Origin of the sequence: Streptomyces sp. NBC_00582 (assembly GCF_036345155.1) — a bacterium.
Classification (GTDB): Bacteria; Actinomycetota; Actinomycetes; order Streptomycetales; family Streptomycetaceae; genus Streptomyces.
In genome coordinates this window covers 1,077,856-1,101,276 of sequence record NZ_CP107772.1, presented here as the reverse complement: position 1 = coordinate 1,101,276, position 23,421 = coordinate 1,077,856, and the positions used below count along the sequence as shown (strand labels likewise).

The 23,421-nt window shown below is 71.1% G+C and carries 19 protein-coding genes and 2 pseudogenes; 9 read left to right on the top strand and 12 right to left on the bottom strand.

Annotation, left to right across the window (positions count from 1 at the left end; all coding sequences use genetic code 11):
* Positions 1-59 precede the first annotated feature (59 nt).
* Positions 60-821 (bottom strand): SDR family oxidoreductase, encoded by a 762-nt coding sequence (locus OG852_RS04380; RefSeq protein WP_133916785.1) that lies wholly within the window; start codon positions 819-821, stop codon positions 60-62.
* A gap of 111 nt (positions 822-932) precedes the next feature.
* On the opposite strand from OG852_RS04380, the gene OG852_RS04375 reads away from it, so the two are divergent.
* Positions 933-1,979, top strand: a complete 1,047-nt coding sequence (locus tag OG852_RS04375) for a LacI family DNA-binding transcriptional regulator (RefSeq protein WP_330347131.1) — start codon at positions 933-935, stop codon at positions 1,977-1,979.
* A gap of 314 nt (positions 1,980-2,293) precedes the next feature.
* Here the strand turns inward: OG852_RS04375 and OG852_RS04370 are convergent, their stop codons facing one another.
* The 3 genes from OG852_RS04370 to OG852_RS04360 all read right to left on the bottom strand — a co-directional run bounded on the left by OG852_RS04370 (position 2,294) and on the right by OG852_RS04360 (position 5,910).
* Positions 2,294-3,268: a polysaccharide deacetylase family protein gene (locus OG852_RS04370; protein ID WP_330347130.1), complete on the bottom strand. Its 975-nt coding sequence runs from the start codon at positions 3,266-3,268 to the stop codon at positions 2,294-2,296.
* A gap of 42 nt (positions 3,269-3,310) precedes the next feature.
* Positions 3,311-4,303, bottom strand: a complete 993-nt coding sequence (locus tag OG852_RS04365) for a glycoside hydrolase family 11 protein (RefSeq protein WP_133916788.1) — start codon at positions 4,301-4,303, stop codon at positions 3,311-3,313.
* A 269-nt stretch (positions 4,304-4,572) separates the two neighbouring features.
* Complete coding sequence (locus tag OG852_RS04360; protein ID WP_133916817.1) at positions 4,573-5,910, bottom strand: aminotransferase-like domain-containing protein; 1,338 nt, start codon at positions 5,908-5,910, stop codon at positions 4,573-4,575.
* 88 nt (positions 5,911-5,998) lie between these two features.
* Between OG852_RS04360 and OG852_RS04355 the strand changes: the two genes are divergently transcribed.
* Entirely contained in the window at positions 5,999-6,622 is a 624-nt protein-coding gene (locus tag OG852_RS04355; protein WP_133916789.1) for a DJ-1/PfpI family protein, read from the top strand.
* A gap of 456 nt (positions 6,623-7,078) precedes the next feature.
* On the opposite strand, the gene OG852_RS04350 is transcribed toward OG852_RS04355, so the two are convergent.
* On the bottom strand, positions 7,079-7,999 hold the full coding sequence (locus tag OG852_RS04350; RefSeq protein ID WP_133916790.1) for a LysR family transcriptional regulator: 921 nt from the start codon (positions 7,997-7,999) through the stop codon (positions 7,079-7,081).
* 72 nt (positions 8,000-8,071) lie between these two features.
* On the opposite strand from OG852_RS04350, the pseudogene OG852_RS04345 reads away from it, so the two are divergent.
* Both OG852_RS04345 and OG852_RS04340 read left to right on the top strand, forming a co-directional pair.
* Positions 8,072-8,449, top strand: a pseudogene (locus OG852_RS04345) (RidA family protein); the annotation flags it as partial.
* A complete protein-coding gene (locus OG852_RS04340; RefSeq protein WP_330351388.1) occupies positions 8,435-8,830 on the top strand; it encodes an antibiotic biosynthesis monooxygenase family protein in 396 nt (131 codons plus the stop codon). The pseudogene OG852_RS04345 and the gene OG852_RS04340, both read left to right, overlap by 15 nt.
* Before the next feature lie 145 nt (positions 8,831-8,975).
* Here the strand turns inward: OG852_RS04340 and OG852_RS04335 are convergent, their stop codons facing one another.
* Complete coding sequence (locus tag OG852_RS04335; protein WP_133916792.1) at positions 8,976-9,413, bottom strand: cytidine deaminase; 438 nt, start codon at positions 9,411-9,413, stop codon at positions 8,976-8,978.
* Positions 9,414-9,564: 151 nt separating this feature from the next.
* A complete protein-coding gene (locus OG852_RS04330; protein WP_330347129.1) occupies positions 9,565-11,004 on the bottom strand; it encodes an amidase in 1,440 nt (479 codons plus the stop codon).
* Positions 11,005-11,123: 119 nt separating this feature from the next.
* Here OG852_RS04330 and OG852_RS04325 point away from each other — a divergent pair, with 119 nt between their 5' ends.
* A complete protein-coding gene (locus OG852_RS04325; protein ID WP_330347128.1) occupies positions 11,124-11,993 on the top strand; it encodes an AraC family transcriptional regulator in 870 nt (289 codons plus the stop codon).
* On the opposite strand, the gene OG852_RS04320 is transcribed toward OG852_RS04325, so the two are convergent.
* From OG852_RS04320 to OG852_RS04305, 4 genes and pseudogenes are all read right to left on the bottom strand, one after another.
* Positions 11,965-13,044, bottom strand: a complete 1,080-nt coding sequence (locus OG852_RS04320) for a sensor histidine kinase (RefSeq protein ID WP_133916794.1) — start codon at positions 13,042-13,044, stop codon at positions 11,965-11,967. The two genes, OG852_RS04325 and OG852_RS04320, sit on opposite strands and share 29 nt — an antisense overlap.
* Entirely contained in the window at positions 13,037-13,732 is a 696-nt protein-coding gene (locus tag OG852_RS04315; RefSeq protein WP_330347127.1) for a response regulator transcription factor, read from the bottom strand. The genes OG852_RS04320 and OG852_RS04315 overlap by 8 nt, the downstream gene beginning before the upstream one ends.
* A gap of 70 nt (positions 13,733-13,802) precedes the next feature.
* Positions 13,803-14,519: a VanZ family protein gene (locus OG852_RS04310; protein WP_133916796.1), complete on the bottom strand. Its 717-nt coding sequence runs from the start codon at positions 14,517-14,519 to the stop codon at positions 13,803-13,805.
* Positions 14,520-14,723: 204 nt separating this feature from the next.
* Positions 14,724-14,972: pseudogene (locus OG852_RS04305) on the bottom strand (pyridoxamine 5'-phosphate oxidase family protein); the annotation flags it as partial.
* 318 nt (positions 14,973-15,290) lie between these two features.
* On the opposite strand from OG852_RS04305, the gene OG852_RS04300 reads away from it, so the two are divergent.
* Complete coding sequence (locus OG852_RS04300; RefSeq protein WP_330351387.1) at positions 15,291-16,505, top strand: MFS transporter; 1,215 nt, start codon at positions 15,291-15,293, stop codon at positions 16,503-16,505.
* A gap of 244 nt (positions 16,506-16,749) precedes the next feature.
* On the opposite strand, the gene OG852_RS04295 is transcribed toward OG852_RS04300, so the two are convergent.
* Positions 16,750-17,451, bottom strand: coding sequence for a response regulator transcription factor (locus OG852_RS04295; RefSeq protein ID WP_330347126.1), 702 nt, complete (start codon positions 17,449-17,451; stop codon positions 16,750-16,752).
* Positions 17,452-17,751: 300 nt separating this feature from the next.
* Between OG852_RS04295 and pflB the strand changes: the two genes are divergently transcribed.
* From pflB to OG852_RS04280, 3 genes are all read left to right on the top strand, one after another.
* Positions 17,752-20,010, top strand: a complete 2,259-nt coding sequence (gene pflB / locus OG852_RS04290) for a formate C-acetyltransferase (protein ID WP_330347125.1) — start codon at positions 17,752-17,754, stop codon at positions 20,008-20,010.
* Positions 20,007-20,744: a pyruvate formate-lyase-activating protein gene (gene pflA, locus OG852_RS04285; protein ID WP_330347124.1), complete on the top strand. Its 738-nt coding sequence runs from the start codon at positions 20,007-20,009 to the stop codon at positions 20,742-20,744. Before pflB ends, pflA begins: the two co-directional genes overlap by 4 nt.
* A 268-nt stretch (positions 20,745-21,012) precedes the next feature.
* Positions 21,013-23,394, top strand: coding sequence for a phosphoketolase family protein (locus tag OG852_RS04280; RefSeq protein ID WP_133916800.1), 2,382 nt, complete (start codon positions 21,013-21,015; stop codon positions 23,392-23,394).
* Positions 23,395-23,421: the final 27 nt, after the last annotated feature.

The following is a 23,421-nucleotide window of genomic DNA, read 5'->3' as shown; positions in this document are numbered from 1 at the left end:
GCTCGTTCGTCGTCACGTGCGTACCTCGGCGAGTCGCAGGGGCCGGTGCTCGTGCGCGCTCAGTCCTGGCCGCCGAAGACGATCTGGTCGCAGTCGATGACCGAGCCGGTCATCACCCCGCTGCGGTCGGAGAGGAGGAACACCACGAAGCCGGCGATCTCGTCGACCTGCCCGAGCCTGCCCATCGGCAGTGTCGCGGCGGCCTTCTCCCGCCAGTCGTCCCCCGCGCCGTGGAAGGCACGCTGCGTGGCGTCCTCGCCCTCCGTGTCCGTCCAGCCGATGTTGAGGCCGTTGATCCGGATGCGGTCCCAGCGGTGCGCGTGGGCGGCGTTGCGGGTCAGCCCCGCCAGACCGGCCTTCGCCGCGGAGTAGGCCGCGAGGAGGGGTGGCCCACCGTGGGCGCAGTTGGAGCCGATGTTGACGATCGTGCCGGGCGCCTGACGCGCCGTCATGTCGGCCACCGCCGCCTGCATCGCGAAGAACGGTGCGCGCAGATTGATCGCGATGTGCTGGTCGAACAGCTCCGGAGTGGTGTCGAGCAGTGAGCCGCGCGAGGTCAGCCCCGCCGCGTTGACGAGGCAGTCGATGCGGCCGTGGGCGTCCACGGTCCGTACGACGCTGTCGCGTGCCTGTGCCGGATCGGCGAGGTCCGCCCGCACGAAGCGCGCACCCGTGTCCGCGGCCAGCTTCTCGCCCACGTCGGCCCGGCGGCCGGTGAAGACGACGGTCGCGCCCTCCCGTAGGGCCGCCCGGACGACTCCGGCGCCGACGCCCTGGCTGCCGCCGTTGACGAGGACGACCTTGTCCTCGAGCAGTCCCATCAGTGCTGTGTCCTTTCACGGTTCCCGCTGTTTGCCAGTCTTGAGAATCCCGACCCCTCATTCAATGCTCAGTAGTGCATCAAAAAACCATCATCGTCCTGGGGAACAGCCATGCGTCACCCGTATCCGATCAGGGAAATCGCCCGTCAGGCCGGACTGAGCACGGCCACGGTCGACCGTGTGCTCAACGACCGGGGCAACGTACGCGAGAGCACCGTCCGCGAGGTGCACCAAGCGATCAAGGACCTGGACCGCCAGCAGACCCAGGTCCGGATCGCCGGACGCACGTTCATGATCGACATCGTGATGCAGGCTCCCGAGCGCTTCTCCACCGCCGTGCGCGAGGCGCTGGAGGCCGAACTCCCCTCCCTGCACCCCGCCGTCGTCCGCTCACGGTTCCACTTCCGCGAGACCTGTCCTCCCGGCGACCTGATCGCCACCCTGGACAAGATCGCCAAGCGGGGCACCCAGGGCGTGATCCTCAAGGCTCCCGACGTGCCGGAGATCGCGGCCGCCGTCGACCGGCTGGTCGCGGCCGGCATCCCCGTCGTCACCCTGGTGACCGACCTGCCCCACAGCGCGCGCCTGGCGTACGTCGGCATCGACAACCGCGCCGCGGGCACCACCGCCGCCTACCTGCTCGAACAGTGGCTCGGCGACCGGCCCGGCAAGGTGCTCACCACCATCAGCCGGGGCTCCTTCCGGGGCGAGGAGGAGCGTGAGATGGGTTTCCGCAGCGCGATGCGCGTCGCGGACTCCCGGCGTTCCCTCGTCGAGGTCACGGACAGCGACGGGCTGGACGCCACCCAGCGCGATCTCGTTCTCGAGGCGCTCAAGCGCGACGAGGACATCGTGGCGGTCTACTCGATGGGCGGCGGCAACCTCGCCACCCTGGACGCGTTCGACGCCCTGGGGAGGCCGTGTGCCGCGTTCATCGCACACGACCTCGATCACGACAACACGCGTCTGCTGCGGCAGCGCCGTCTCTCCGCGGTGCTCCACCACGATCTGCGTCAGGACGTGCGCCGCGCCTGTCAGACGATCATGCGGGCCCACAAGGCGCTGCCGGACGACGGGCGGACCCTCCCTTCGGCGATCCAGGTGGTCACACCGTTCAACCTGCCGCCCGACGTCGCCTCCGGTCCGTTCACCGGCTGAGGGGGCGATTCCCGGCGGGCGACGGAGGCACCGTGACGGTTGCTTCGACGTCAGCGGGGCGCCGCGCGGCGGCGGCTCGGTTGCCCGGCGCGGCGGTCTCCGGGGCGAGACGTGCCAGATGTTCGGCGCCGTCCCGTGCCCTACGACATACCACCTCGCCCGCCGGCTGGATCTCGTGAACCAGCCCGACCGCCCTCCCCGACGATCATGTGCGCCACTCGGACGGCCACAGGCACCGGCGGACGAGGGGTGCCGGTGTGGCGCGGCAGCCCCTGGGCCGCCGCGCCACACCCCTTGCACTCGCGCCACCGGGCTCAGGTCGCGGCGCAGGTGACGGTCGGCCAGGTCCAGTTGCCGTTGTGCTGGATGGTGACTCCCCAGGTGTTGCCGCTGCCGTTGGGTGTGGCGGTGAGGACTTGGGCGCTGGGGTAGGTGGCGTTGATGTTCCAGGTGGAGAGGATCTTCGCGGGGGAGGGGACGTTCATGGTCACGGTCCAGTTGCTGGAGCCGGTGACCGAGACGTTGAGGTTGTAGCGGTCGCTCCACTGCGTGCCGGCGGAGAGGGTGGCGGTGCAGCCACCGCCCCCACCGCCGCTGCCACCGGGGGCCACGGCGCGGCCGGTCTGCGCGGAGATCATTCCGGCGCACAGGCCGCGTGCCGCCAGCCCCTGGGCGATCCGGGGGATGGCCGCGAGCGTGTTGGCGGACCAGTCGTGCATGAGGATGATCTGACCGTTGGTGAGCCGGGCGGCGGCCTGCACGATCGCGTCGGTGCCGGCGCCGTTCCAGTCCTGTGAGTCGACGTCCCAGATGATCTCGGTGAGCCCGTACTTGGCCTCGACCGCCTTCACCGTCGCGTTGGTCTCGCCGTACGGAGGCCGGAACAGCGTGGGCGTGCCGCCGCCCGCGTTCGCGACGGCCTGCTGGGTGCGCGAGATCTCCGAGTCGATCGTCGCCTGGCTCTGCTGGGTCAGATGGGGGTGGGTGTAGCTGTGGTTGCCGACCCACATGCCGGCGTCGACCTGGGCCTTGACCTGGGCCGGGTTGGCGGCGGCGTACTGCCCCTGGTTGAACATCGTGGCCCGCAGCCCGTTCTGCTTCAGCGCGGTGAGCAGGGCGGGGGTGTTGCCGGACGGGCCGTCGTCGAAGGTGAGCCCGACGTACCCGTTGCAGGTGGCGGCCCGCGCCGGTGCGCCGCCGTCGACGGTCAGGACGCTCGCCGCCGCCAGCGCGACGACGGCCAATCTCGTGATCAGGGAGCGTAAGGAGCGGTGTGGCGTGGTTTTCATACGGAGTCGCCCTTCGGCCTCGGTCGTGCGGGGATACGGGGCTCAGGCCGCGGCGCAGGTGACGGTCGGCCAGGTCCAGTTGCCGTTGGGTTGGACGGTGACGCCCCAGGTGTTGCCGCTGCCGTTGGGTGTGGCGGTGAGGACTTGGGCGCTGGGGTAGGTGGCGTTGATGTTCCAGGTGGAGAGGATCTTCGCGGGGGAGGGGACGTTCATGGTCACGGTCCAGTTGCTGGAGCCGGTGACCGAGACGTTGAGGTTGTAGCGGTCGCTCCACTGCGTGCCCGCCGAGAGGGTGGCCGTGCAGCCGCTGCTGCCGCCGCCGCCACCCGAACCGGCCGAGCCCACGGTGATGTTGGAGCTGCCGCTGCTCTGGTAGCCCTCGGTGGCGAGGATCATGTAGTAGCTGAAGCTGCCCAGCCTCAGCCCGGCGCGGGACCAGGCGTCGAAATGGTTGCCGGTGGTGATGGTCCCGCCCGTCCTCTTCGACTGGCGGACGCTCCAGTACTGGTCGAAGGTCTTGTTGCCCTCGACGGACGGGGCGTTGTAGCGGGTCGTCTTGTAGATGTCGTACGTGCCGCCGTCGCTGGTGACCGTGCCCATGAACGTTCCCGTGGGCCGGTAGGTGCCCCAGTTGTCGACGATGTAGTACTCGACGAGCGGGTTCGACGTCCATCCGTAGAGGGCCAGATACGCGTTGCCGGACGGGTTGAAGCTGCCCGAGTAGGTCACGCTCCGGCGCCCGCCGGTGCTCCAGCCCTTGCCGGCCACGAAGTTGCCGGTGTTGCTCCAGGAGGTGCTGTACCCGCCGACGGAGCCCAGGTTCATGGAGACCGTTCCCGGACTGTCCGTCCAGAACGAGTAGTAGTAGCCGTTGTCGGTGCCGGTCTGGTTCGTGGTGATGACCGTGTCGGCGTGGGCGGTACCCGGCAGGATCAGTGCGGCGGCGGTGACCAGCAGCAGGGTGCAGACACCGCTGAGGGTCCGCCGGAAACGGGTGAGCCACCATGAGCGGACGTGTGCGGGTGTGCCGTTCATACGCGTGCTTCCTCCTTCGGAAAGGGGTCGGCTCTGCTCACCGGGAGTGTTGGTATGCCCCTGCCAACTGTCAACAGTTTCGGCGTCTGTTTCGAAACGTTCGGATTGCCCGACCCTTTGTCGCGACCCGAACATGCCTGTTCAGTGGGTGATTTCGGGCGAGGTGGCCATGGCCGGCACTGAGAGCGCTCTCATGAATGGATCAAAAGACCCTTGCGCATTCCGAATGTTTCGAAGCTGTTCCGGAGAGCTCTGTCCGGGTGGGGAGTTCAGAGGCAGGCGTCCTCGAGGACGACTCGTCGTACGGTGCGCAGCGTCGACCGGAGACTGTCCGGATCGGTCGAGCCGAGAGCGAGGCGGAGCGCCTGCGGTGTGTGCTGCGAGGTGGTGAAGGGCTCCGCTGTGCTGACCGAGATGTGCCGGCGCGCAAGGGTGGCGGTCAGGCGATCGGCGCGTGCGCCCTCGGGCAGCGTCAGCCATACGAAGTAGGACGAGGGGTGGCTGATGAGCGAGAGGCCCGCGAGTTCTTGTCTCGCGAGTGCTTGGCGGGCCCTGGCGTCGTCTCGCTTGTGCGCTTCCAGGCGCTCCACCGTGCCGTCGTCGAGCCAGCGGCAGGCGATCGCGGTGGTGAGGGCCGGGGTGTTCCAGGTGGTCGCCCGAATCGCGCGTTCGAGCGACGGCACCCTTGACGGCGGGGCGACGACGAAGCCGACCCGCAGGCCGGTGGCCAGGTTCTTGGACAGTCCCGAGACATGGACGGTGATGTCGGGGGCGCTTGCGGCCAGGGGCGGTGGAGGGTCCTCGACCAGGTAGGCGTAGGCGCCGTCTTCGATGATGAGCGGACCGTGCCGCCGAGCGATCTCGATCAGACGGGTGCGGTCGGCCGCCGGCATGACCCACCCCAGAGGGTTGTGCAGGGTGGGCATGGTGTAGATCGCGCGCACGGGGCGGGTCGCGCACAGCTTCTCGAGAGCGTCGAGATCCGGTCCGTCGGCGGTGGTGGGCAGCGGCTCCAGGTCGAGATGAAAGGCCTGCGCGAGCACCTTGAAACCCGGGTAGGTGAGTGCGTCGACCGCGACGACGTCGCCGGCGTCGAGCGCGGCCATGACGGTGATGGCCAAGCCGTGCTGCGCACCGTTGACGATGAGGATCTGCTCCGCGTCGGCGGTGATTCCCCGTCGCCTCAGGTGCCGTGCGACCGTGGCTCTGTCCTGGGGGCGCCCTCGATGGGGTTGGTAGCGCAGCAGCGAGTCGAGTTCACCGAAGGCGGCCACTTCGCGGAGAGCCTTCCGCAGGAGATCGGCTTGGCCCGGCAGCGACGGATAGTTGAAGTTGAGGTCGACCGCATCCGTGGCGATGACTTGCTGATCGATGCCGTGACCGGCGGGAACCGCGATGTCCCGCACGAAGGTGCCGCGGCCCTGTTCCCGGCTCACCAGGCCCATCGCTTCCAGCTCGGCGTACACCCGGGTCGCGGTCACCACGGCGATCCCCTCACGGGCGGCGAGCCCGCGGTGGGTCGGCAGCCGCGTGCCCGCGGCGAGCCGTCCTGCCCGGATGTCGGACGCGAGCGCGTCGACCAGGAGTTTGTATCGCGAGGCCGCCATGCACCGGATTGTATCCATGACAATTCTTTGACTGTCCTGTTCGCGGGTCCCTACCGTCGAGACCCACTCCCACGGAAGGACAGCCGACGTGCACATCGCCATCCTCACCTTCGACGGCTACAACGAACTCGACTCCCTGATCGCGCTCGGTGTGCTCAACCGTGTCAGGACCGACGACTGGCGCGTCACCGTCGCCACGCCCAGCCCCCGGGTGACGTCGATGAACGGAGTGACCATCGAGCAGATGTCCACTCTCGAAGAGGCCTGCGCCGCCGACGCCGTCATCGTCGGCAGTGGCATCGCCACGCGCGAGGTCGTCGAAGACCCGGCGATCATGAACATCCTGCGCGGCCTCGACCCCACGCGCCAGCTCATCGCCGCCCAGTGCTCCGGCGCGCTCGTGCTGGCCAAGCTCGGCCTGCTCAACGACATCCCGGCATGCACCGACCTGACCACCAGGCCCTGGGTCGTCGCCGCCGGCGTCGAGGTGCTCAACCAGCCCTTCTACGCCAAGGACAACATCGCCACCGCGGGCGGCTGCCTCGCCTCGCACTACCTCGCGGCCTGGATCATCGCCCGCCTCGAGGGCGCCGACGCCGCCGAAAGCGCACTGCACTATGTCGCCCCGGTCGGTGAGAAGGAGGAATACGTCGAGCGGGCGTGGCGCAACATCACTCCCTGTCTGCCCGCTCCCGCACCGGCGTTCGTCTGAAAGGGCTCGGCGACCTTCTGCCGCCTGCCTGCCGTGCCCGCCCGAAATCGACGGCTGCCCCGGCACCGCGTCGTGCGGGGTGTGGCATGGTTCGCCGACTCCCCGCCACCGCGGCCGAGGCTGTGTGCGCCAGGCGAGCGCTTACGAGCTCTCCGCCCCGCACATGACGCCGTGGGAGGGGAGGCGCCCGGTGGTGGTGACGCGGTGTTGCAGCGCTGTGTCGGAAGGTTCGGTGCCGGGCGCCGAGCGAGGGGCCGTGGGGAGGACCGTTCCGGTTGCCGGGGCAGGTGGCTGCGGTGACATCGGCACGGTCCTGCGACGGGGGGACGGGAGCTCGATCCTTCCGTCGCACCGGGCGAGTTCACCTCGGCCGACCGTCCGCGTGCCGGAGCGTCGAGAGCGCCCCCCTCGGCCGAACGGCGGAGGGACACGGCCGCTCGCCGGAGACGCGCACCGTCACGGTGCCGGGCGGCTGAGCCCGGGCGGATCCTGGCTGACGGTCGCCAGGAGATGTCCGACCAGGGGGTTCCGGTCGTACTTGCGCCAGGCGACGGCGACTCGCGTGCGGGCGGTGTCGGGCTTGACCCCGCGGAAGGCGACCCCTTTGAGGCGGATGCGCCGGATGCTCGCCGGGGCCAGGGAGACACCCAGGCCGGTTTCCACCAGGGCGCACACGGTCTGCCACTCCACGGCATGTTGGGCGATCCGCGGGGTGAACCCCGCCGCGGTGCACAGGCCGGTGATCTGGTCGTACAACTGCGGGCCGACCGCTCGGGGAAGCAGCACAAAGGGCGAGTCGGCCAACTGCCCGATCCGCACGGCCCGTTGGGCGGCCAGCGGATGGGTGGACGGCAGGACCGCCACGAACGGCTCGCTGAGCACCGTCCGGAAGCCGAGTTCCGTTTCGTCGGTGGGGGGTTCGCGCAGCAGACCGATGTCGATGGTCCTGTCGTGCAGGGCGGCGATCTGCGGCGCGCTGGTCATCTCCTGGATGTCCAGGTCAACGTCGGGAAACCGATGCCGGAAGCCGCGCAGCAGACCGGGCAGAACGGTCAGCGCGAGGGAGGCGGCGAAGCCGATCCGCAGCCGCCCGGCCCGGCCGCTGCCGACGGCTCGCGCCGCGGTCAGGCCGTCCGCGAGACCGGTGAGGGCCCGCCGGGCGGCGGGCAGCAGTTCCCGGCCCGCCGGGGTGAGGGCGACGCGTCCTGGTTCACGGCTGAACAAGGCGTGGCCGACCTTGTCCTCCAGCCGGCGGATCTGCTGACTCAGCGGGGGCTGGGCGATGCCCAGGCGGGCGGCCGCGTGACCGAAATGGAGTTCCTCGGCGAGCACGACGAAGGCGTGCAGCTGTTGCAGCGGTAGTTCGGGACGCTCCATACGTCTAGAGATATCAGGGCATGCCTCGGGCTGTATTAGACGTATCCGTGCTGGTCACTTAGCGTTCGGCGCATGACAGAGCGACGTGCGGTCCTCAGCGGCTCCACCTTCGAGGAGCAGATCGGCTATGCCCGTGCGGTGGTCGACGGCGACTGGGTGCATGTGTCCGGGACGACCGGGTTCGACTACACCACCATGACGATCTCCGACGACGTCGTGGAGCAGGCCGAGCAGTGCCTGCGCAATGTCGAGGCCGCGCTGGCCGAGGCGACGTGCACCTTCGCCGACGTGGTGCGGGTGCGCTATCTGCTGCCCGACCGCGGGGACTTCGAGCCCTGCTGGCCGGTCCTGCGCCGCCGCTTCGGTGAGGTTCGGCCGGCCGCGTCGATGCTCGTGTGCGGCCTGTCCGACCCCCGTATGAAGATCGAGATCGAGGTGTACGCACGACGGCGAAGCGATCACTCCCACGTGCCCGTGACGCCCGTCGAGGCCCATGAACCCCCTTACTACGCCGCCGTCTTCACCGCGGTGCGCACCGAGAACCAGAGCGGCTACGGCGAGACCGACGCACGCATGGAAGACCTGGTGAAGGACGTCCCCGGCTTCCTGGGGATGGACCACGCGCAGACCCCGGGCGGCCTGGGCATCACCGTCGGCTACTTCCGCGACGCCGACGCCCTCACACAGTGGCGCCGCAACGCCGAGCACCGCGCGGCGCAACGGCGCGGACGGGACGAGTGGTACCAGAGCTACACCCTGCACGTGGCGAAAGTGGAGCGGAGCCACGGGTTCGTGCGGGCGCAGGGCCCACAGCGCCCGACAGCGGGCTGACCGCCGACGGGGGAGGCGAGGGCCCCCTTCTGGGGGAGGAGCGGGCCGCGCTGGAGCTGACCGAGGCCACCACCCGGATCCAGGACAGTGCGGCGGGGGTGACCGACGAGATCCATCACGACCGCCGACGTCCCCGCGGCCGGTGTCAGTTCGTGCTGACCGGCGTGGTCGGTTCGGCGTCGAGTTGGTGGTCGGCCCAGACGTAGGTTTCCGGGAGCAGGTCGCTGACGGAGACGGCGCGGAGACGGTCGCCCGCGCCGACGATCACCCTCAGGGCCGGGAAGTAGTCGAGAAGTACTTGGCGGCACCGACCGCACGGCGGCACGACCCCGCGATCGCGGTCGCCGACGGCGACGATCGTGTCCAGCTCGTACACGCCCTGGGCGGCCGCCGCGCCGATGAGGACCAACTCGGCGCAGGGGCCTCCCGTGAAGTGGTACGCGTTGACGGCGGTGACGATCCGTCCGTCCCGGGCGCGGGCCGCAGCCGCCATGGTGTGGTTGTCGCCGCGGCATCGAGTGCGCGCGACATGGGCCGCGGCCTGGATGAGTTCGTGGTCGACGGGGTGGGGCTGCGAGGTCATCTTCTCTGCCTTGGGTGCGCGAGTGAATGTCGGCTCAATGAGACCTTCCGCTGAAGGCCAGGCGCAACACCTCGATGCGGACGGTCAGTCCGGCTCCCCGCCACGGGTGGCCGTGAAGGCGTTCACCGGCGGGCACGAGCACATGAGGCCGTCAGCCCACAGTCGGGCGGCGGTCGATCCAGGGGTGGGCCAGTTCCAGGGTGCGGGACACCTGGAGCAGGAGATCCTCCCGCCATGGTGCGGCGACGAGCTGGACGCCGACGGGCAGGCCGGTGGCGGCGTCGTGGTGGACGGGAACGGAGATCGCCGGTTGGCCGGTCACGTTGAACAGGGAGGTGAAAACGGCCAGCGGGTAACTCTTCAACAGCGGCGTCATGGGGTCGTCCGCGGCGCCGGTTCGCCAGAAGCCGACCGGTGGCGGCAGGCACGACATCGTGGGCGTGACGAGAAGGTCGTAGCCGCTGACGAAGGCCTCGACGATGCGCCGCGACAGGCGTTGCGTCCTCTGCACGCCCTCCGCGTAGGCCCAGGAGTCGAGGGCGCGCGCCGCCTCGCGCAGAGCCCGGTTGTGGGGCTCTACGCGGTCCGGATCCGCGAGTGCCACCCCGGCGCCTCCGACGTTCCAGATGGTCGTGAACGCGGTGACCAGCTCGTCGGTCCCGGGCAGCGGAAGGGGTACGTCGACGAGGTGGTGGCCGACCGATTCGAGGGTCCGCAGGGTCGTGTCGACCGCCGCCGCGCAGGCCGGGTCGACGTTCAGCCCGTCGAGGGGAGGATCGACGAGGACACCGATCCGCAGTCCTCGCGGCGGGGCCGTCGTCAACGCGTCGGTGAAGGATCGCGAGGGCGTCGGGGGTGACCACCACGCGGCCGGATCGTGGCGGGCGAGTACGTCCAGAGCGGCCGCGCTGTCGGCCACCGAGCGGGTGAGCACGCCATGGGTGGCCAGCCCCTCGCTGTCCACGGTCGCGTTCGTGACCCGCCCACGGGTTGGCTTGAGTCCGACGAGGCCGGTGCAGGAGGCCGGGACGCGGATCGACCCGCCGCCGTCCGCTGCGTGGGCGAGGGGCGCCATCCCGGAGGCGACGGCGACGCCCGCCCCGCTCGACGACCCGCCCGGCGTACGGTCCGGGTCCCACGGGTTGCGGGAGATGCCCAGGGCCTCACTTTCGGTGAACGACACGGTGCCGAACTCGGAGGTCGTGGTCTTCCCGAGCAGGACGAACCCCGCGTCCACGAACCGTCGCACGATCGGGTCCGACGCCGCGGCCGGTGCCCGGTCGGCGCCGGCGCTCCCGTGGGTCGTGGGCCAGCCGGCCACGTCGACGAGGTCCTTGATCGGGAGCGGGACGCCGTGGAACGGCGGGAGGTCCTCGGCCGACGCCGCCCGTACCACCGCGTCGGCCGCCGCGGACGCGGCCTTGCGGACGTCGTGGTCGGCCCGGTGGCAGAACGCGTTGAGCCGGGGATCGAGCTCGTCCATCCGTGCCAGGTAGCACTCGGCCACCTCGACCGGGCTCACCTCCTTGCGGCGTACGGCCGCGGCGAGCTCGACGGCCGGTGTGAAGGGGTCGATCGGATCGTGCGTCACGAGCTGTCCTCTCCCGAGTGGGTGATGGGCTGTCAGTGTTCTCGCCTGCCGGAGGTCGGGTCTTGGACAAATGTCGCGACGGCGGCGCCACCGCCGGGAGCGGCTCGTAGCCTGGAGCCATGCGCCCTGCCGAGTGGGCCCGTGACGCCGCGGCCAGGTGGGACATCGCCACCCCGACGCGGCCCGGCCGGCTGCCGGGCGTCGCCATGGCCGGATTCCGCGACCGCACCACGGACGTCGTCGATCTTCAGGTGGTCCCGTACCCCGCTGTCACGGTGGTCCTCGACCTCGGAGAGGGGCTGCTCGTCGACGACGTCGGTGGTCGGCAGCAGCGAGGCAGCGCCGTCCTCGGCCTCACGCCCGGCAGCGTTCGGGTGCGCGGCCGGGACATCGAGTGCCTTCAGGTGCGGCTGTCACCGGTGGTCGCGCACACGCTGCTGGGCGGCTCGCTGGAGTCGGGGGGAGTGGTCTCCCTCCATGATCTCTGGGGCCGCGACGCCCCGCGCACGGTGGAGCGGCTGCACGCCGCCGAGTCGTGGGACGACCGGTTCGCGATCGCGGAGGCCGCGCTCGCCCGGGGACAGGAGGCGGGCCGGGCGGTCCATCCCGAAGTCGCCCACGTCTGGCGGCGGATGGTGGGCAGCCGGGGGCAGATCCGGGTCGAGCAGCTCGCGGCCGAGGTCGGATGGAGCCGTAAGCGGCTGTGGGCCCGGTTCCGCTCCCAGATCGGCCTCACCCCCAAGCGCGCCGCGCAGTTGGTCCGTTTCGACCATGTGGCCCACCGCCTCTCCGCGGGTCACAGCCCCGCCCTGGTGGCGGCCGAGAGCGGCTTCGTCGACCAGTCGCATCTGCATCGGGACGTCATGGCCTTCGCCGGGGTGACGCCCACGGCCGTTGCGCGCGCGCCGTGGCTCGCGGTCGACGACGTGGCCTGGGCCGATCCGCCCTCGGGCACCACACCTACGGCGGGCCCGGAAGCCGCACCGTGACGACGAGACCGCCGACGGGTCGGGGAACGAGGTCGAGGGTCCCGTCGTGGGCGCGCACGATGCTGTGCACGAGGGCGAGCCCCAGGCCGACGCCGGCGTGCTCGTCGGTGCGTACCCGTTCCGTTCCGCGCTGGAAGGGTTCGGTGAGGGTCGGCACCAGTTCCGACGGCACCGGAGGGCCCGTGTTCTCCACCCGCACCACGCTCACGTCGTCCCACGCCTCGGTGTGGACCGTCACCGTGCCGCCGGCGGGGAGGTTGTGGACGATGGCGTTCTGGACGAGGTTCGTGACCATCCTCAGCAGGAGCTCCGCGGAGCCGCTGGCCGGGGCCGTCCCGCCGGTGACCTCGAACGCGATCCGGCGCTGTTCGGCGAGGGGGAGCAGGGTCTCGGCGGCTTCCTCGGCGACGAGGGAGAGGTCGACGCTCTCGCGGGTGAAGTGTCCGCGGTCGCTACGGCTGAGCAGCAGGAGGGCCTCGGTGAGGTCGATCGCGCGGGCGTTGACGACGTACAGGCGTTCGATGAGTTCGTCCTGCTTCCGTCCGGGGTCCTTGCGGGCGACGTCGAGGAGTGTCTGCGAGATGGCCAGCGGGGTGCGCAGTTCGTGGGAGGCGTTCGCGGCGAACCTACGCTGCTCGCCGACATGGGACTCGAGTTGTTCGAGCATCGAGTCGAAAGCGTCGGAGAGCACGCGGAATTCGTCCCGGCGGCCTTCCATGCGGATCCGGTGGGACAGCGATCCGTTCCCGGCCATCCGTGCCGCGGCGGTGATCCGGGTGAGCGGTGCGAGCATCCGGCCGGCGAGGATCCATCCGCCGACGAGGCCGAACACCAGCAGGAAGACCATCGCCTCGGCCGCGGCGGGGGCGAAGGTGCGCACCAGGAGGTAGCGGTTGGGCGAGACCCCCAGCAGCCCCTGGGAGTTGTCGGGTACGTAGCGCAGCAGGAACCCCCACACCACGGCCAGCAACAGGGCGCCGGCGACGGCGAGGAACCCGGCGTAGCTGAGGGCCAGTTTCAGCCGGGCGCTGAGCCCTGGGCGTCTACGCATGCGTCCCGCCCTGGCGGGTGGTGCCGGGGCCGGTGTCGACGCGGTAGCCGACACCCGGCACGGTGGAGATGACCCAGGGTTCGCCGAGCCGCTTGCGCAGGGCGGAGACGGTGATGCGCACGGCGTTGGTGAAGGGGTCGGCGTTCTCGTCCCAGGCCCGCTCCAGCAGCTCTTCGGCGTTGACGACCCCGCCCTCGGCGGCGACGAGGACTTCCAGGACGGCGAACTGCTTACGGGTCAGGGCCACGTACCGTCCGTCACGGAAGACCTCCCGGCGGAAGGGGTCGAGCCGCAGGCCCGCGAGCTCGCGGACCGGAGGCCGGGCGTACGCGCGCCTGCGGTCGAGCGCCCTCAGCCGCAGCACGAGCTCGCGCAGCTCGAACGGCTTGGTGAGGTAGTCGTCGGCGCCGAGCCCGAACCCGGACGCCTTGTCGTCGATCCGGTCGGCAGCGGTCAGCATGAGGATCGGGATGCCGCTGCCGGAGGCGACGATGCGCCGGGCGACCTCGTCGCCGGAGGGGCCGGGGATGTCGCGGTCGAGGACGGCGAGGTCGTAGGAGTTGACGCTCAACAGCTCCAGTGCGGAGTCGCCGTCACCGGCGATGTCCGCGGCGATCGCCTCCAGCCGCAGACCGTCACGGACGGCTTCGGCGAGATAGGGCTCGTCCTCCACGATCAGTACGCGCATCCGTGAAGCCTAGACAGCACCGCATATCGCCGACATATGCGAAGGCGCCCGCTCAGCCCGCTCAGCCCGCTCAGCCCGCCGGTCCCGGTTCCGGTTCCGGCGCGGGGCGAGGCCGGTCCGACGGCGCTTGCGCCGTGGTGCGCCACCAGCGGCGCGACGCCAGCCCCGCCAGCACGGCGCCGGCGGCGTTGACCAGCACGTCGTCCACGGAGGACACCCGGTCCAGCCGCAGGACGTACTGCGCGGTCTCCACCAGGACCGAGCAGCCCGCCCCGAGCGCCAGGATCCGCGGCGGCGACGCCAGTGCGGCGAAGCGCATCGGGGCGAAGAACCCCAGCGACGCGAAGACCAGCAGGTTCCCGATGATCCCGAGCGGCCCCATCGTGACCAGGTCCCGCAGCGGTACCAGGCTCACCCGGGCGGGGGCGATGCCGGGCGCGGCGCCCGGCATCATGGTCAGCCACAGGAACGGCACCGTCCCGTACACCATTCCCACCTCGGCCCACGACATCCGCCACGCCGAGGTGACCCCGGCGGCACGCCGTCGGTGCGCCAGGGCCCACGCCACCAGCGCGGCCAACGGCAGCGCGACCAACGTCATGAGCACCACACCGTTGAACGTGTCGAAGCAGCCGTGCCACCGCCCGGCCATGCACATCGGTGCGGACATCATGAGCGGCCGCCGCACCAGGAACGCGGCGCTCGCCAGGCCGAGGACCGCCAGGCCGAGGAACACGACCCCGCGCAGGCGGCGGGGCGGCGCCGACGGGGATGGGATGCGATGCATGCCCCCATGGGACAGGGAGCGCCGTCGCGGCGGCGTATGCGCTTTTCGATACGCCCGCGATACATCCGGCTTCCTCGAACGCCGTACCCGGGTCTCCCTCGCCGAACCCGGCTACGGCCCCGCCCTGGCCGCCCAACTCGCCCTGTCAGCCCTGGAAATGCTCGCGGCGGCCGGTCACGGCATCGCCCCACGCCCGGGCCGGGCCCGCATCGGCATCCACGGGTGAGGACCACAACGCGCCGGCCGGGCCCGCTCGGCGGGGTCGGTCACCACGGTGGCCCGGCCGGTGACGACCCCGCTCCAGCCGGACCGGGTCCCGGCGTCGAACGCGTCGGCCTGGAAGGCGACGACGCCGTCCACGGCACGCACCGGATCCGAGCCCGCCGCGGTGCACAGCAGCACGGAGGCGTCCGTGTCCGGCGAGAAGTCGACCGGGAGCACCCCGGGCACCGCGGGCACCCCGGGCCGCGCGGCCCGCGCGGGTAGGGCCGACCGGCCCCACCCCCCTGGGCTGCTCGGGGGAGCGCGGGGACCGATCAGGGGGACCGTCCGTCCACGGACCGGGACCCCCAGCCCATGCCGCCGACGGGAGCGGGCGCGGACAGTGGTCACGTGCCGTTCCGCCCGGGCCAGGGGCTCGGGGTGGGCGTGCGATCCGGGTGGCGCAACACCACCATCAAGAGGAGAGGGGCGGACGACATGGTCCAGCCGTCGAAGTCGAAGAGCGGCAGTTCACCGTCGGGTACCCCGGTGCCCGGCCGGGCCTGGCTGATGCTGGCCCTGGCCACCGTCGGTTTCGCCGTGAACTTCTGGGCGTGGGCGCTGCTAAGCCCGCTCGGCCCCCGGTTCAAGGACGGCCTCGACCTGTCCTCGTTCCAGCAGTCGCTGCTGGTGGCGGTGCCGGTCGTGGTCGGCTCCCTGGGCCGGATCCCGGTGGGCGCGCTGACCGACCGGTTCGGCGGGCGGGTGATGTTCCCCATCGTGTCGGCGGCCACCATCGTGCCCGTGCTCTACCTCGGCCTGGCCGGCCACTCCTCCCTCGCCGCCCTGCTGGTCGGCGGGTTCTTCCTCGGGATCGGCGGCACCGCCTTCGCCGTCGGCGTCCCCCTCGTCAACGCCTGGTTCCCGCCCGAGCGGCGCGGCCTCGCCATCGGCGTCTTCGGCGCCGGCATGGGCGGCACCGCGATCAGCGCCCTGAGCACGGTGAAGCTGGTCGACGCGCACGGCATGACGACCCCCTTCCTGATCACCGCCGCCGTCCTGGCCGCGTACGCCCTGGTCGCCGCGCTGCTGCTGCGCGACGCGCCCGGACGGACCGTGCCGACCGAGCCGCTGGCCCGTCGGCTGGCCGCCACCGCACGGCTCGGCATCACCTGGCAGGCGTCCGCCCTGTACGCGGTGGCCTTCGGCGGATACGTCGCCTTCTCCGTCTATCTGCCCACCTACCTCAAGACCGGCTACGGCCTCACCCAGGCCGACGCGGCGAACCGCATGGCCGGGTTCGTGCTGCTGGCGGTGGCGATGCGCCCGGTCGGCGGCTGGCTGTCCGACCGGACGGGCCCGGTCCGGGTGCTGGCCGGGGCGCTGGCCGTGGTCGTGGCCGGGGCCGTGGCCCAGTCGTTCACCCCGGTGCTGGCGCCGGTGGGCACCGCCGCCTTCCTGGCCATGGCCGCCGCGCTCGGCGCGGCCAGCGGCGCGACCTTCGCCCTGGTGGCCCTGCTCACCCCGGCCGACCGGGTCGGCTCCGTCACCGGCGTGGTCGGCGCCGCGGGCGGACTGGGCGGCTTCCTGCCGCCGCTCGTGATGGGCTCGCTGTACGGCGCGTACGGGACCTACGCGGCCGGTCTCGCCCTGCTCGCGATCGTGGCCTCCGCGGCGCTGATCTACACCCTCACCACGGTCCGTGCCGCTGTCGAGGGCGGCGGTCGCACCCCGCGCACCAGCGGCGGGCGGGGGCAGCACACCACCGCCGGCACCACCGCGTAGCCGGGCCGCACGGGCGACTTCACAGCCACACCACGCTCCTGGTGTGGCTGTTCGCCGCACCGCGGCACCCCGATCGTGGAGTCGGAGCGGCAGGGAGCCGATGACAGGGCGCACGGGCCCGGGCACGCGGGAGCGAAGTACCGCGGTGCACAACGGAGAAGAGCCCGGGACGGGCACCGGCGCGCACGGACGGCGAACCGGCGGAGGCGGTGATGCACAACGGCCGGGACCCGAAGGGCCCACCTCACCCGGTCCGGTGTCCGCCCGCTTCCGGCTGTCGCAGGTGGGAGGCGAGCACCGCCGCCTGGACCCGGCGCTGCACGCCCAGTTTGGCCAGGAGGCGGGAGATGTGGTTCTTGACGGTCTTCTCCGAGAGGTAGAGCCGCTTGCCGATCTCGCGGTTGGTCAGCCCGTCGCCGATCAGGGCCAGGATGTCCTTCTCACGGGGTGAGAGGCTCGCCAGTTCGGAGGGGGCGGCCGGGGTGTCCGCCGGTTCGGCGCGCAGGGAGCGCATGAGCCGGGCCGTGGTGGCGGGGTCCAGCATCGACTGGCCCGAGGCGACGGTGCGTACCGCCGAGACGAGGTCGGAGCCCTTGATCTGCTTGAGGACGTAGCCGGAGGCGCCGGCCATGATCGCGTCGAGGAGGGCCTCCTCGTCGTCGAACGAGGTCAGCATCAGGCAGGCCAGGTCCGGCATCCTGCTGCGCAGTTCGCGGCAGACGGAGATGCCGTCGCCGTCCGGCAGGCGTACGTCGAGGACGGCGACGTCGGGGCGCAGCGCGGGGCCGCGGGCGAGGGCGTGGTCGACGGTGCCGGCGTCGCCGATCACCGAGATGTCCGGCTCGGCGTCGAGCAGGTCGGCCAGACCGCGGCGAACCACCTCGTGGTCGTCCACGAGGAACACCCGGACGGGGGTCTGCTCGGTGAAAGTGCGTGCCTCTGGCATGGCGACCCCTCGTTCCCGGCGGAGGACAGACCACGCACTGCCCCTCACGAGGATCCTCACGCGCAAAGACCGAAGCCACCAGGGCCGACCGGCCCCTCCTCACGGGCCGATCGGCCGGGGGCACGGTCGTCCGCCGGGGTCTCACGTCCGGCTGAAGGGCCCCGGGCAGGGGGCCGGGCCCTCCGGCCCGGCCGTCGGGGGCCGGACGGCCCCGCCCGCGGGCGCTGTTCGGCTCTGCCCGTCACGATCACGGACGACCAGGATCGAAAGGGAGCACACGGACCGAGGAGAGGAACGGCGATGACCGCGACCGTGACAGCCGGTGAACGGGTCACCCCGGCCTGGCGAGGTTTCACCGGGACACATTGGCGCGAACTGATCGACGTCCGCGACTTCATCCAGGCCAACTACACCCCGTACGAGGGTGACGCGGCCTTCCTGACCGGTCCCACGGACCGCACCCGGGCCGTGTGGGAGAAGGTCGGCGCGCTGTTCCCCGAGGAGCGTGCGCGCGGAATCCTCGACGTCGACGTCACGACACCGTCGACGATCACCTCGCACGCCCCCGGCTACATCGACCGCGACCGCGAGCTGATCGTCGGTCTGCAGACGGACGCACCGCTCAAGCGGGCGATCATGCCGAACGGCGGTCTGCGCATGGTGGAGAACGGCCTGAAGGCGTACGGCTACGAGCCCGACCCGTTCGTGACGAAGGTCTTCGGGACCTACCGCAAGACCCACAACGACGGTGTCTTCGACGCCTACACGCCCGAGATGCGCACCGCCCGCAAGGTCGGCATCATCACCGGCCTGCCCGACGCCTACGGCCGTGGCCGGATCATCGGCGACTACCGGCGCGTCGCCCTCTACGGCACCGACCGGCTGATCGAGGCCAAGCGCGCCGAGAAGGCCCGGCTCGACACCGAGCCGTCGACCGAGCACGTCATCCGTGACCGCGAGGAACTCGCCGAGCAGATCAGGGCACTGGGCGAGCTGACCCGCATGGCGGCCACCTACGGCTGTGACGTCTCGCGTCCCGCGGTCACCGCCCACGAGGCCGTGCAGTGGCTCTACCTCGGCTACCTGGCCGCGGTGAAGGAGCAGAACGGCGCCGCGATGTCGCTGGGCCGCACCTCCACCTTCCTGGACGTCTACCTCCAGCGGGACCTGGACGAGGGGACGATCGACGAGACACGCGCCCAGGAGCTGATCGACGACTTCGTGATCAAGCTGCGGATCGTGCGCTTCCTGCGTACCCCGGAGTACGACGCCCTGTTCTCCGGCGACCCGACCTGGGTGACCGAATCGATCGGCGGCATCGGCGTCGACGGCCGTCCGCTGGTCACCCGCACCTCCTTCCGCTTCCTGCAGACCCTGTACAACCTCGGCCCCGCCCCCGAGCCCAACCTCACCGTGCTCTGGTCGCCCCGACTCCCCGCCGGGTTCAAGGAGTTCTGCGCGCAGGTCTCCATCGACACCAGTGCCATCCAGTACGAGTCCGACGAACTGCTGCGGCCCCGCAACGGTGACGACACGGCGATCGCCTGCTGTGTCTCCGCCATGGCGGTGGGCAAGGAGATGCAGTTCTTCGGAGCCCGGGTCAACCTCGCGAAGGCCCTGCTCTACGCCGTCAACGGCGGCCGGGACGAGATGACCGGCGACCAGGTCACCCCCGAGATGCCTGCGCTGACCGGCGAGTACCTGGACTTCGACGAGCTGTCGGCGGCGTACGACCGTGTCCTGGACTGGCTGGCCGAGACCTACGTCAACACGCTCAACGTCATCCACTCCATGCACGACAAGTACGCCTACGAGCGCCTCGAGATGGCCCTGCACGACCACCCCGTCCACCGCTTCATGGCCTGCGGCATCGCGGGGCTCTCCGTGGCAGCCGACAGTCTCTCGGCCGTCAGGTACGCGCGGGTGAAGGTGTTCCGGGACGCCACCGGGCTCGCCGTCGACTTCCGGACCGAGGGCGACTTCCCCGCGTACGGCAACAACGACGACCGCGCCGACGACATCGCCGTGGGTCTCGTGGAGTCCTTCATGGCCAAGGTGCGCCGGCACCCCACCCACCGGGACGCCGAGCACACCCAGTCGGTGCTGACGATCACCTCCAACGTCGTCTACGGCAAGCACACCGGCAACACCCCCGACGGGCGCCGTGCCGGGCAGCCCTTCGCGCCCGGCGCCAACCCGATGAACGGCCGGGACCGGCACGGCGTCGCCGCCTCCGCGCTGTCGGTCGCCAAACTGCCGTACGAGCAGGCCCGCGACGGCATCTCGCTGACCACGACCATCACCCCGGAGGGACTGGGACACGACCCGACCGAGCGCGCGGGACACCTGGTCGGCATCCTCGACGCCTATATGACCGTCGGCGGCTTCCACATGAACGTCAACGTCCTCGACCGGGCCGTGCTGGAGGACGCCATGGAGCACCCGGAGAGGTACCCGGACCTGACGATCCGGGTCTCCGGATACGCCGTCAACTTCGTCCGGCTGACCCGTGAGCAGCAGCTCGACGTCATCAGCCGCACCTTCCACGGATCGCTGTGACCAGGACGACGACCGGCCGGATCCACTCCTGGGACCTGTCCACCGGCGTGGACGGTCCCGGGACCCGGTTCGTCCTCTTCGTCAGCGGCTGCCCCCTGCGCTGCCTGTACTGCGCCAACCCCGACACCTGGCACATGCGGGACGGCCGGGAGGCCACGGTGGACGACGTGATGGCGGAGATCGACAAGTACCGGGCCTTCCTCACGGCGGCCGGCGGGGGAGTGACCGTGACGGGCGGCGAGCCCCTCCTGCAGTCCGCGTTCACCGCGGCCGTGCTGCGCCGCTGCAAGGAGGCCGGACTGCACACCGCCCTCGACACCTCCGGTTTCCTCGGCGCCCGCGCCGACGACGCGCTCCTCGCCGACACCGACCTGGTCCTGCTGGACATCAAGTCCTTCGACCTGCGCACCTACACGAAGCTGACCGGCGGCGAACTGGCCCCCACGCTCAGCTTCGCCACCCGCCTGGACCGGCTCGGCGTCCCCGTGTGGGTCCGTTACGTCCTGGTGCCCGGCTGGACCGACGACGAGGCCGCCGTCGACGGTCTGGGCGCCTTCCTCGCGGGCCTGTCCACCGTGGAACGCGTCGACATCCTGCCGTTCCACAAGCTCGGCGCCCACAAGTACGACGCCCTCGGCATCCCCTTCCCGCTGAAGGACACCCCGACGCCGGACCGTGACCTCGTCGAGCGGGTGCGCGCACAGTTCCGGGGACACGGGCTGCGGGCGGTGTGAGCCCAACGAGCTCCGCACACGGGGCCGTTCGGCCCCATGGAAGCAGACCTTCGGCATCCGGTGCCGCACGGTGTACGGGACGAGAGTGAGAGGCGTCAGGGAACGACCCGACCGCCCCGAAGGGAACCACGACCATGGCCGGCGCAGCTCGGGCGGGTCGCCCACGGGGTGTGCACCACGTGGCCTGCCCGGTCGCCGTGGTGCCCGAGCAGGCGTAACGCCGTACCCCTCCACCGCACCGACCATCCGACGACTTCCGGAGTCCCTCATGCCCAGGGTCGAACACCAGGACGCCACCGTACTGTCCGACGAGGAACTGCGCGTCCTGGACGCACACTGGCGCGCCGCGAACTACCTGGCGGCGGGCCAGATCTATCTGATGTCCAACCCGCTGCTCACCGGGCCCCTCGAACCCGAGCACATCAAGCCCCGGCTGCTCGGTCACTGGGGTACCTCGCCCGGCCTGAACCTCGTGTACACGCACCTCAACCGGGTGATCAAGGCCCGCGGCCTGGACGCGCTGTGCGTGTGGGGGCCGGGGCACGGAGGACCGTCGGTGCTGGCCAACTCCTGGCTGGAGGGCAGTTACAGCGAGACCTACCCGGACGTTCCGAGGGACGGCGAGGGCATGGCCCGGCTGTTCCGGCAGTTCTCCTTCCCCGGCGGGGTGCCCAGCCATGTCGCGCCCGAGACACCCGGCTCGATCCACGAGGGCGGTGAACTCGGCTACTCCCTCTCCCACGCCTACGGCGCCGCCTTCGACAACCCCGGCCTGCTGGTCGCCTGTGTGATCGGCGACGGGGAGGCGGAGACCGGACCGCTGGCCGCCTCCTGGCACTCCAACAAGTTCCTCGACCCCGTCCACGACGGCGCGGTCCTGCCGATCCTGCACCTCAACGGCTACAAGATCGCCAATCCGACCGTGCTCTCCCGCCTGCCGGAGTCCGAACTCGACGACCTGCTGCGGGGATACGGTCACGAGCCGATCCACGTGACCGGCGACGACCCCACCCAGGTCCACCGGGCCATGGCCCGGGCGATGGACGACGCGCTGGACCGCATCGCCGTGATGCAGCGGACCGCCCGGGAGGACGGCGTCACCGAGCGCGTGCACTGGCCGGTGATCGTCCTGCGAACCCCGAAGGGCTGGACGGGCCCCGCCGAGGTCGACGGGGTGCCCGTCGAGGGCACCTGGCGGGCCCATCAGGTCCCCCTCGCCGAAGTACGCGAGAACCCCGAGCACCTGCGCCAGTTGGAGACGTGGCTGCGCTCGTACAGGCCGCAGGAGCTCTTCGGACCCGACGGCCGCCCCGCCGCCGATGTCCTCGCCTGCGTCCCCGACGGAACCAAGCGGCTCGGTGCCTCCCCGTACGCCAACGGCGGGCTGCTCGTGCGCGACCTGCCCATTCCGCCGCTCGACGAGTTCGCCGTCCCGGTCGACAAGCCGGGCACGACCCTGCACGAGCCGACCCGTGTCCTCGGCGACCTCCTCGCCCGGGTGATGAAGGACACCGGCGGCCGCCGCGACTTCCGGCTGGTCGGGCCCGACGAGACGGCCTCGAACCGGCTCCAGGCCGTCTTCGACGTCAGTGGCAAGGCATGGCAGGCACGGCACCTTCCCGTGGACGAGCACCTGGAGCACCACGGCCGGGTGCTGGAGATCCTGTCGGAGCACACCTGCCAGGGCTGGCTCGAGGGGTATCTGCTGACCGGCCGGCACGGGCTGTTCTCCTGCTACGAGGCGTTCGTGCACATTGTCGACTCGATGGTCAACCAGCACATCAAGTGGCTCAAGACGTCCCGGGAGCTGCCGTGGCGCGCCCCGATCGCCTCCCTCAACTACCTGCTCACCTCCCACGTCTGGCGACAGGACCACAACGGCTTCTCCCACCAGGACCCCGGTTTCGTCGATCACGTCCTCAACAAGAGCCCCGAGGTCGTAAGGGTCTATCTGCCGCCGGACGCCAACACCCTGCTGTCGGTGGCCGACCACGCCCTGCGCAGCCGCGACTACGTCAACGTCGTCGTCGCGGGCAAGCAGCCCTGTTTCGACTGGCTGACCATGGACCAGGCCCGCGCCCACTGCGCGCGCGGCGCCGGGATCTGGGAGTGGGCCGGCACGGAGAACTGCGGTGAGCCGGACGTCGTCCTCGCCTGTGCCGGGGACGTGCCCACCCAGGAGGTCCTGGCCGCCGCGCAGCTGTTGCGCCGGCACCTCCCGGACCTCGCCGTCCGCGTGGTCAACGTGGTCGACATGACCCGCCTCCTGCCGCGCGAGGAACACCCGCACGGGATGAGCGACTTCGAGTACGACGGCCTGTTCACCGCGGACAAGCCGGTGATCTTCGCCTACCACGGCTACCCGTGGCTCATCCACCGCCTCGCCTACCGCCGCACCGGCCACAAGAACCTGCACGTGCGCGGCTACAAGGAGTCCGGCACGACGACCACGCCGTTCGACATGGTCGTCCGCAACGACCTCGACCGCTACCGCCTGGTCATGGACGTCATCGACCGCGTCCCGGGTCTCGCGGTGCGCGCCGCCGCCGTACGGCAGCGGATGGCCGACGCCCGCACCCGGCACCACGACTGGATCCGCGCACACGGCACCGACCTGCCCGAGGTCGCCGACTGGACCTGGGACGCCTGAACACCTCATCCCCGAAGGAGCGCACCG

Coding starts and splice junctions, on each gene's coding strand:
- OG852_RS04300 (WP_330351387.1), top strand. CDS start 15,291: ATGCTGGCCCTGGCCACCGTCGGTTTCGCCGTGAACTTCTGGGCGTGG.
- OG852_RS04295 (WP_330347126.1), bottom strand. CDS start 17,451: ATGCCAGAGGCACGCACTTTCACCGAGCAGACCCCCGTCCGGGTGTTC.
- OG852_RS04335 (WP_133916792.1), bottom strand. CDS start 9,413: ATGACCTCGCAGCCCCACCCCGTCGACCACGAACTCATCCAGGCCGCG.
- OG852_RS04380 (WP_133916785.1), bottom strand. CDS start 821: ATGGGACTGCTCGAGGACAAGGTCGTCCTCGTCAACGGCGGCAGCCAG.
- OG852_RS04315 (WP_330347127.1), bottom strand. CDS start 13,732: ATGCGCGTACTGATCGTGGAGGACGAGCCCTATCTCGCCGAAGCCGTC.
- OG852_RS04365 (WP_133916788.1), bottom strand. CDS start 4,303: ATGAACGGCACACCCGCACACGTCCGCTCATGGTGGCTCACCCGTTTC.
- OG852_RS04350 (WP_133916790.1), bottom strand. CDS start 7,999: ATGGAGCGTCCCGAACTACCGCTGCAACAGCTGCACGCCTTCGTCGTG.
- OG852_RS04280 (WP_133916800.1), top strand. CDS start 21,013: ATGCCCAGGGTCGAACACCAGGACGCCACCGTACTGTCCGACGAGGAA.
- OG852_RS04375 (WP_330347131.1), top strand. CDS start 933: ATGCGTCACCCGTATCCGATCAGGGAAATCGCCCGTCAGGCCGGACTG.
- OG852_RS04310 (WP_133916796.1), bottom strand. CDS start 14,519: ATGCATCGCATCCCATCCCCGTCGGCGCCGCCCCGCCGCCTGCGCGGG.
- OG852_RS04320 (WP_133916794.1), bottom strand. CDS start 13,044: ATGCGTAGACGCCCAGGGCTCAGCGCCCGGCTGAAACTGGCCCTCAGC.
- OG852_RS04370 (WP_330347130.1), bottom strand. CDS start 3,268: ATGAAAACCACGCCACACCGCTCCTTACGCTCCCTGATCACGAGATTG.
- pflB (WP_330347125.1), top strand. CDS start 17,752: ATGACCGCGACCGTGACAGCCGGTGAACGGGTCACCCCGGCCTGGCGA.
- OG852_RS04325 (WP_330347128.1), top strand. CDS start 11,124: ATGCGCCCTGCCGAGTGGGCCCGTGACGCCGCGGCCAGGTGGGACATC.
- OG852_RS04360 (WP_133916817.1), bottom strand. CDS start 5,910: ATGGCGGCCTCGCGATACAAACTCCTGGTCGACGCGCTCGCGTCCGAC.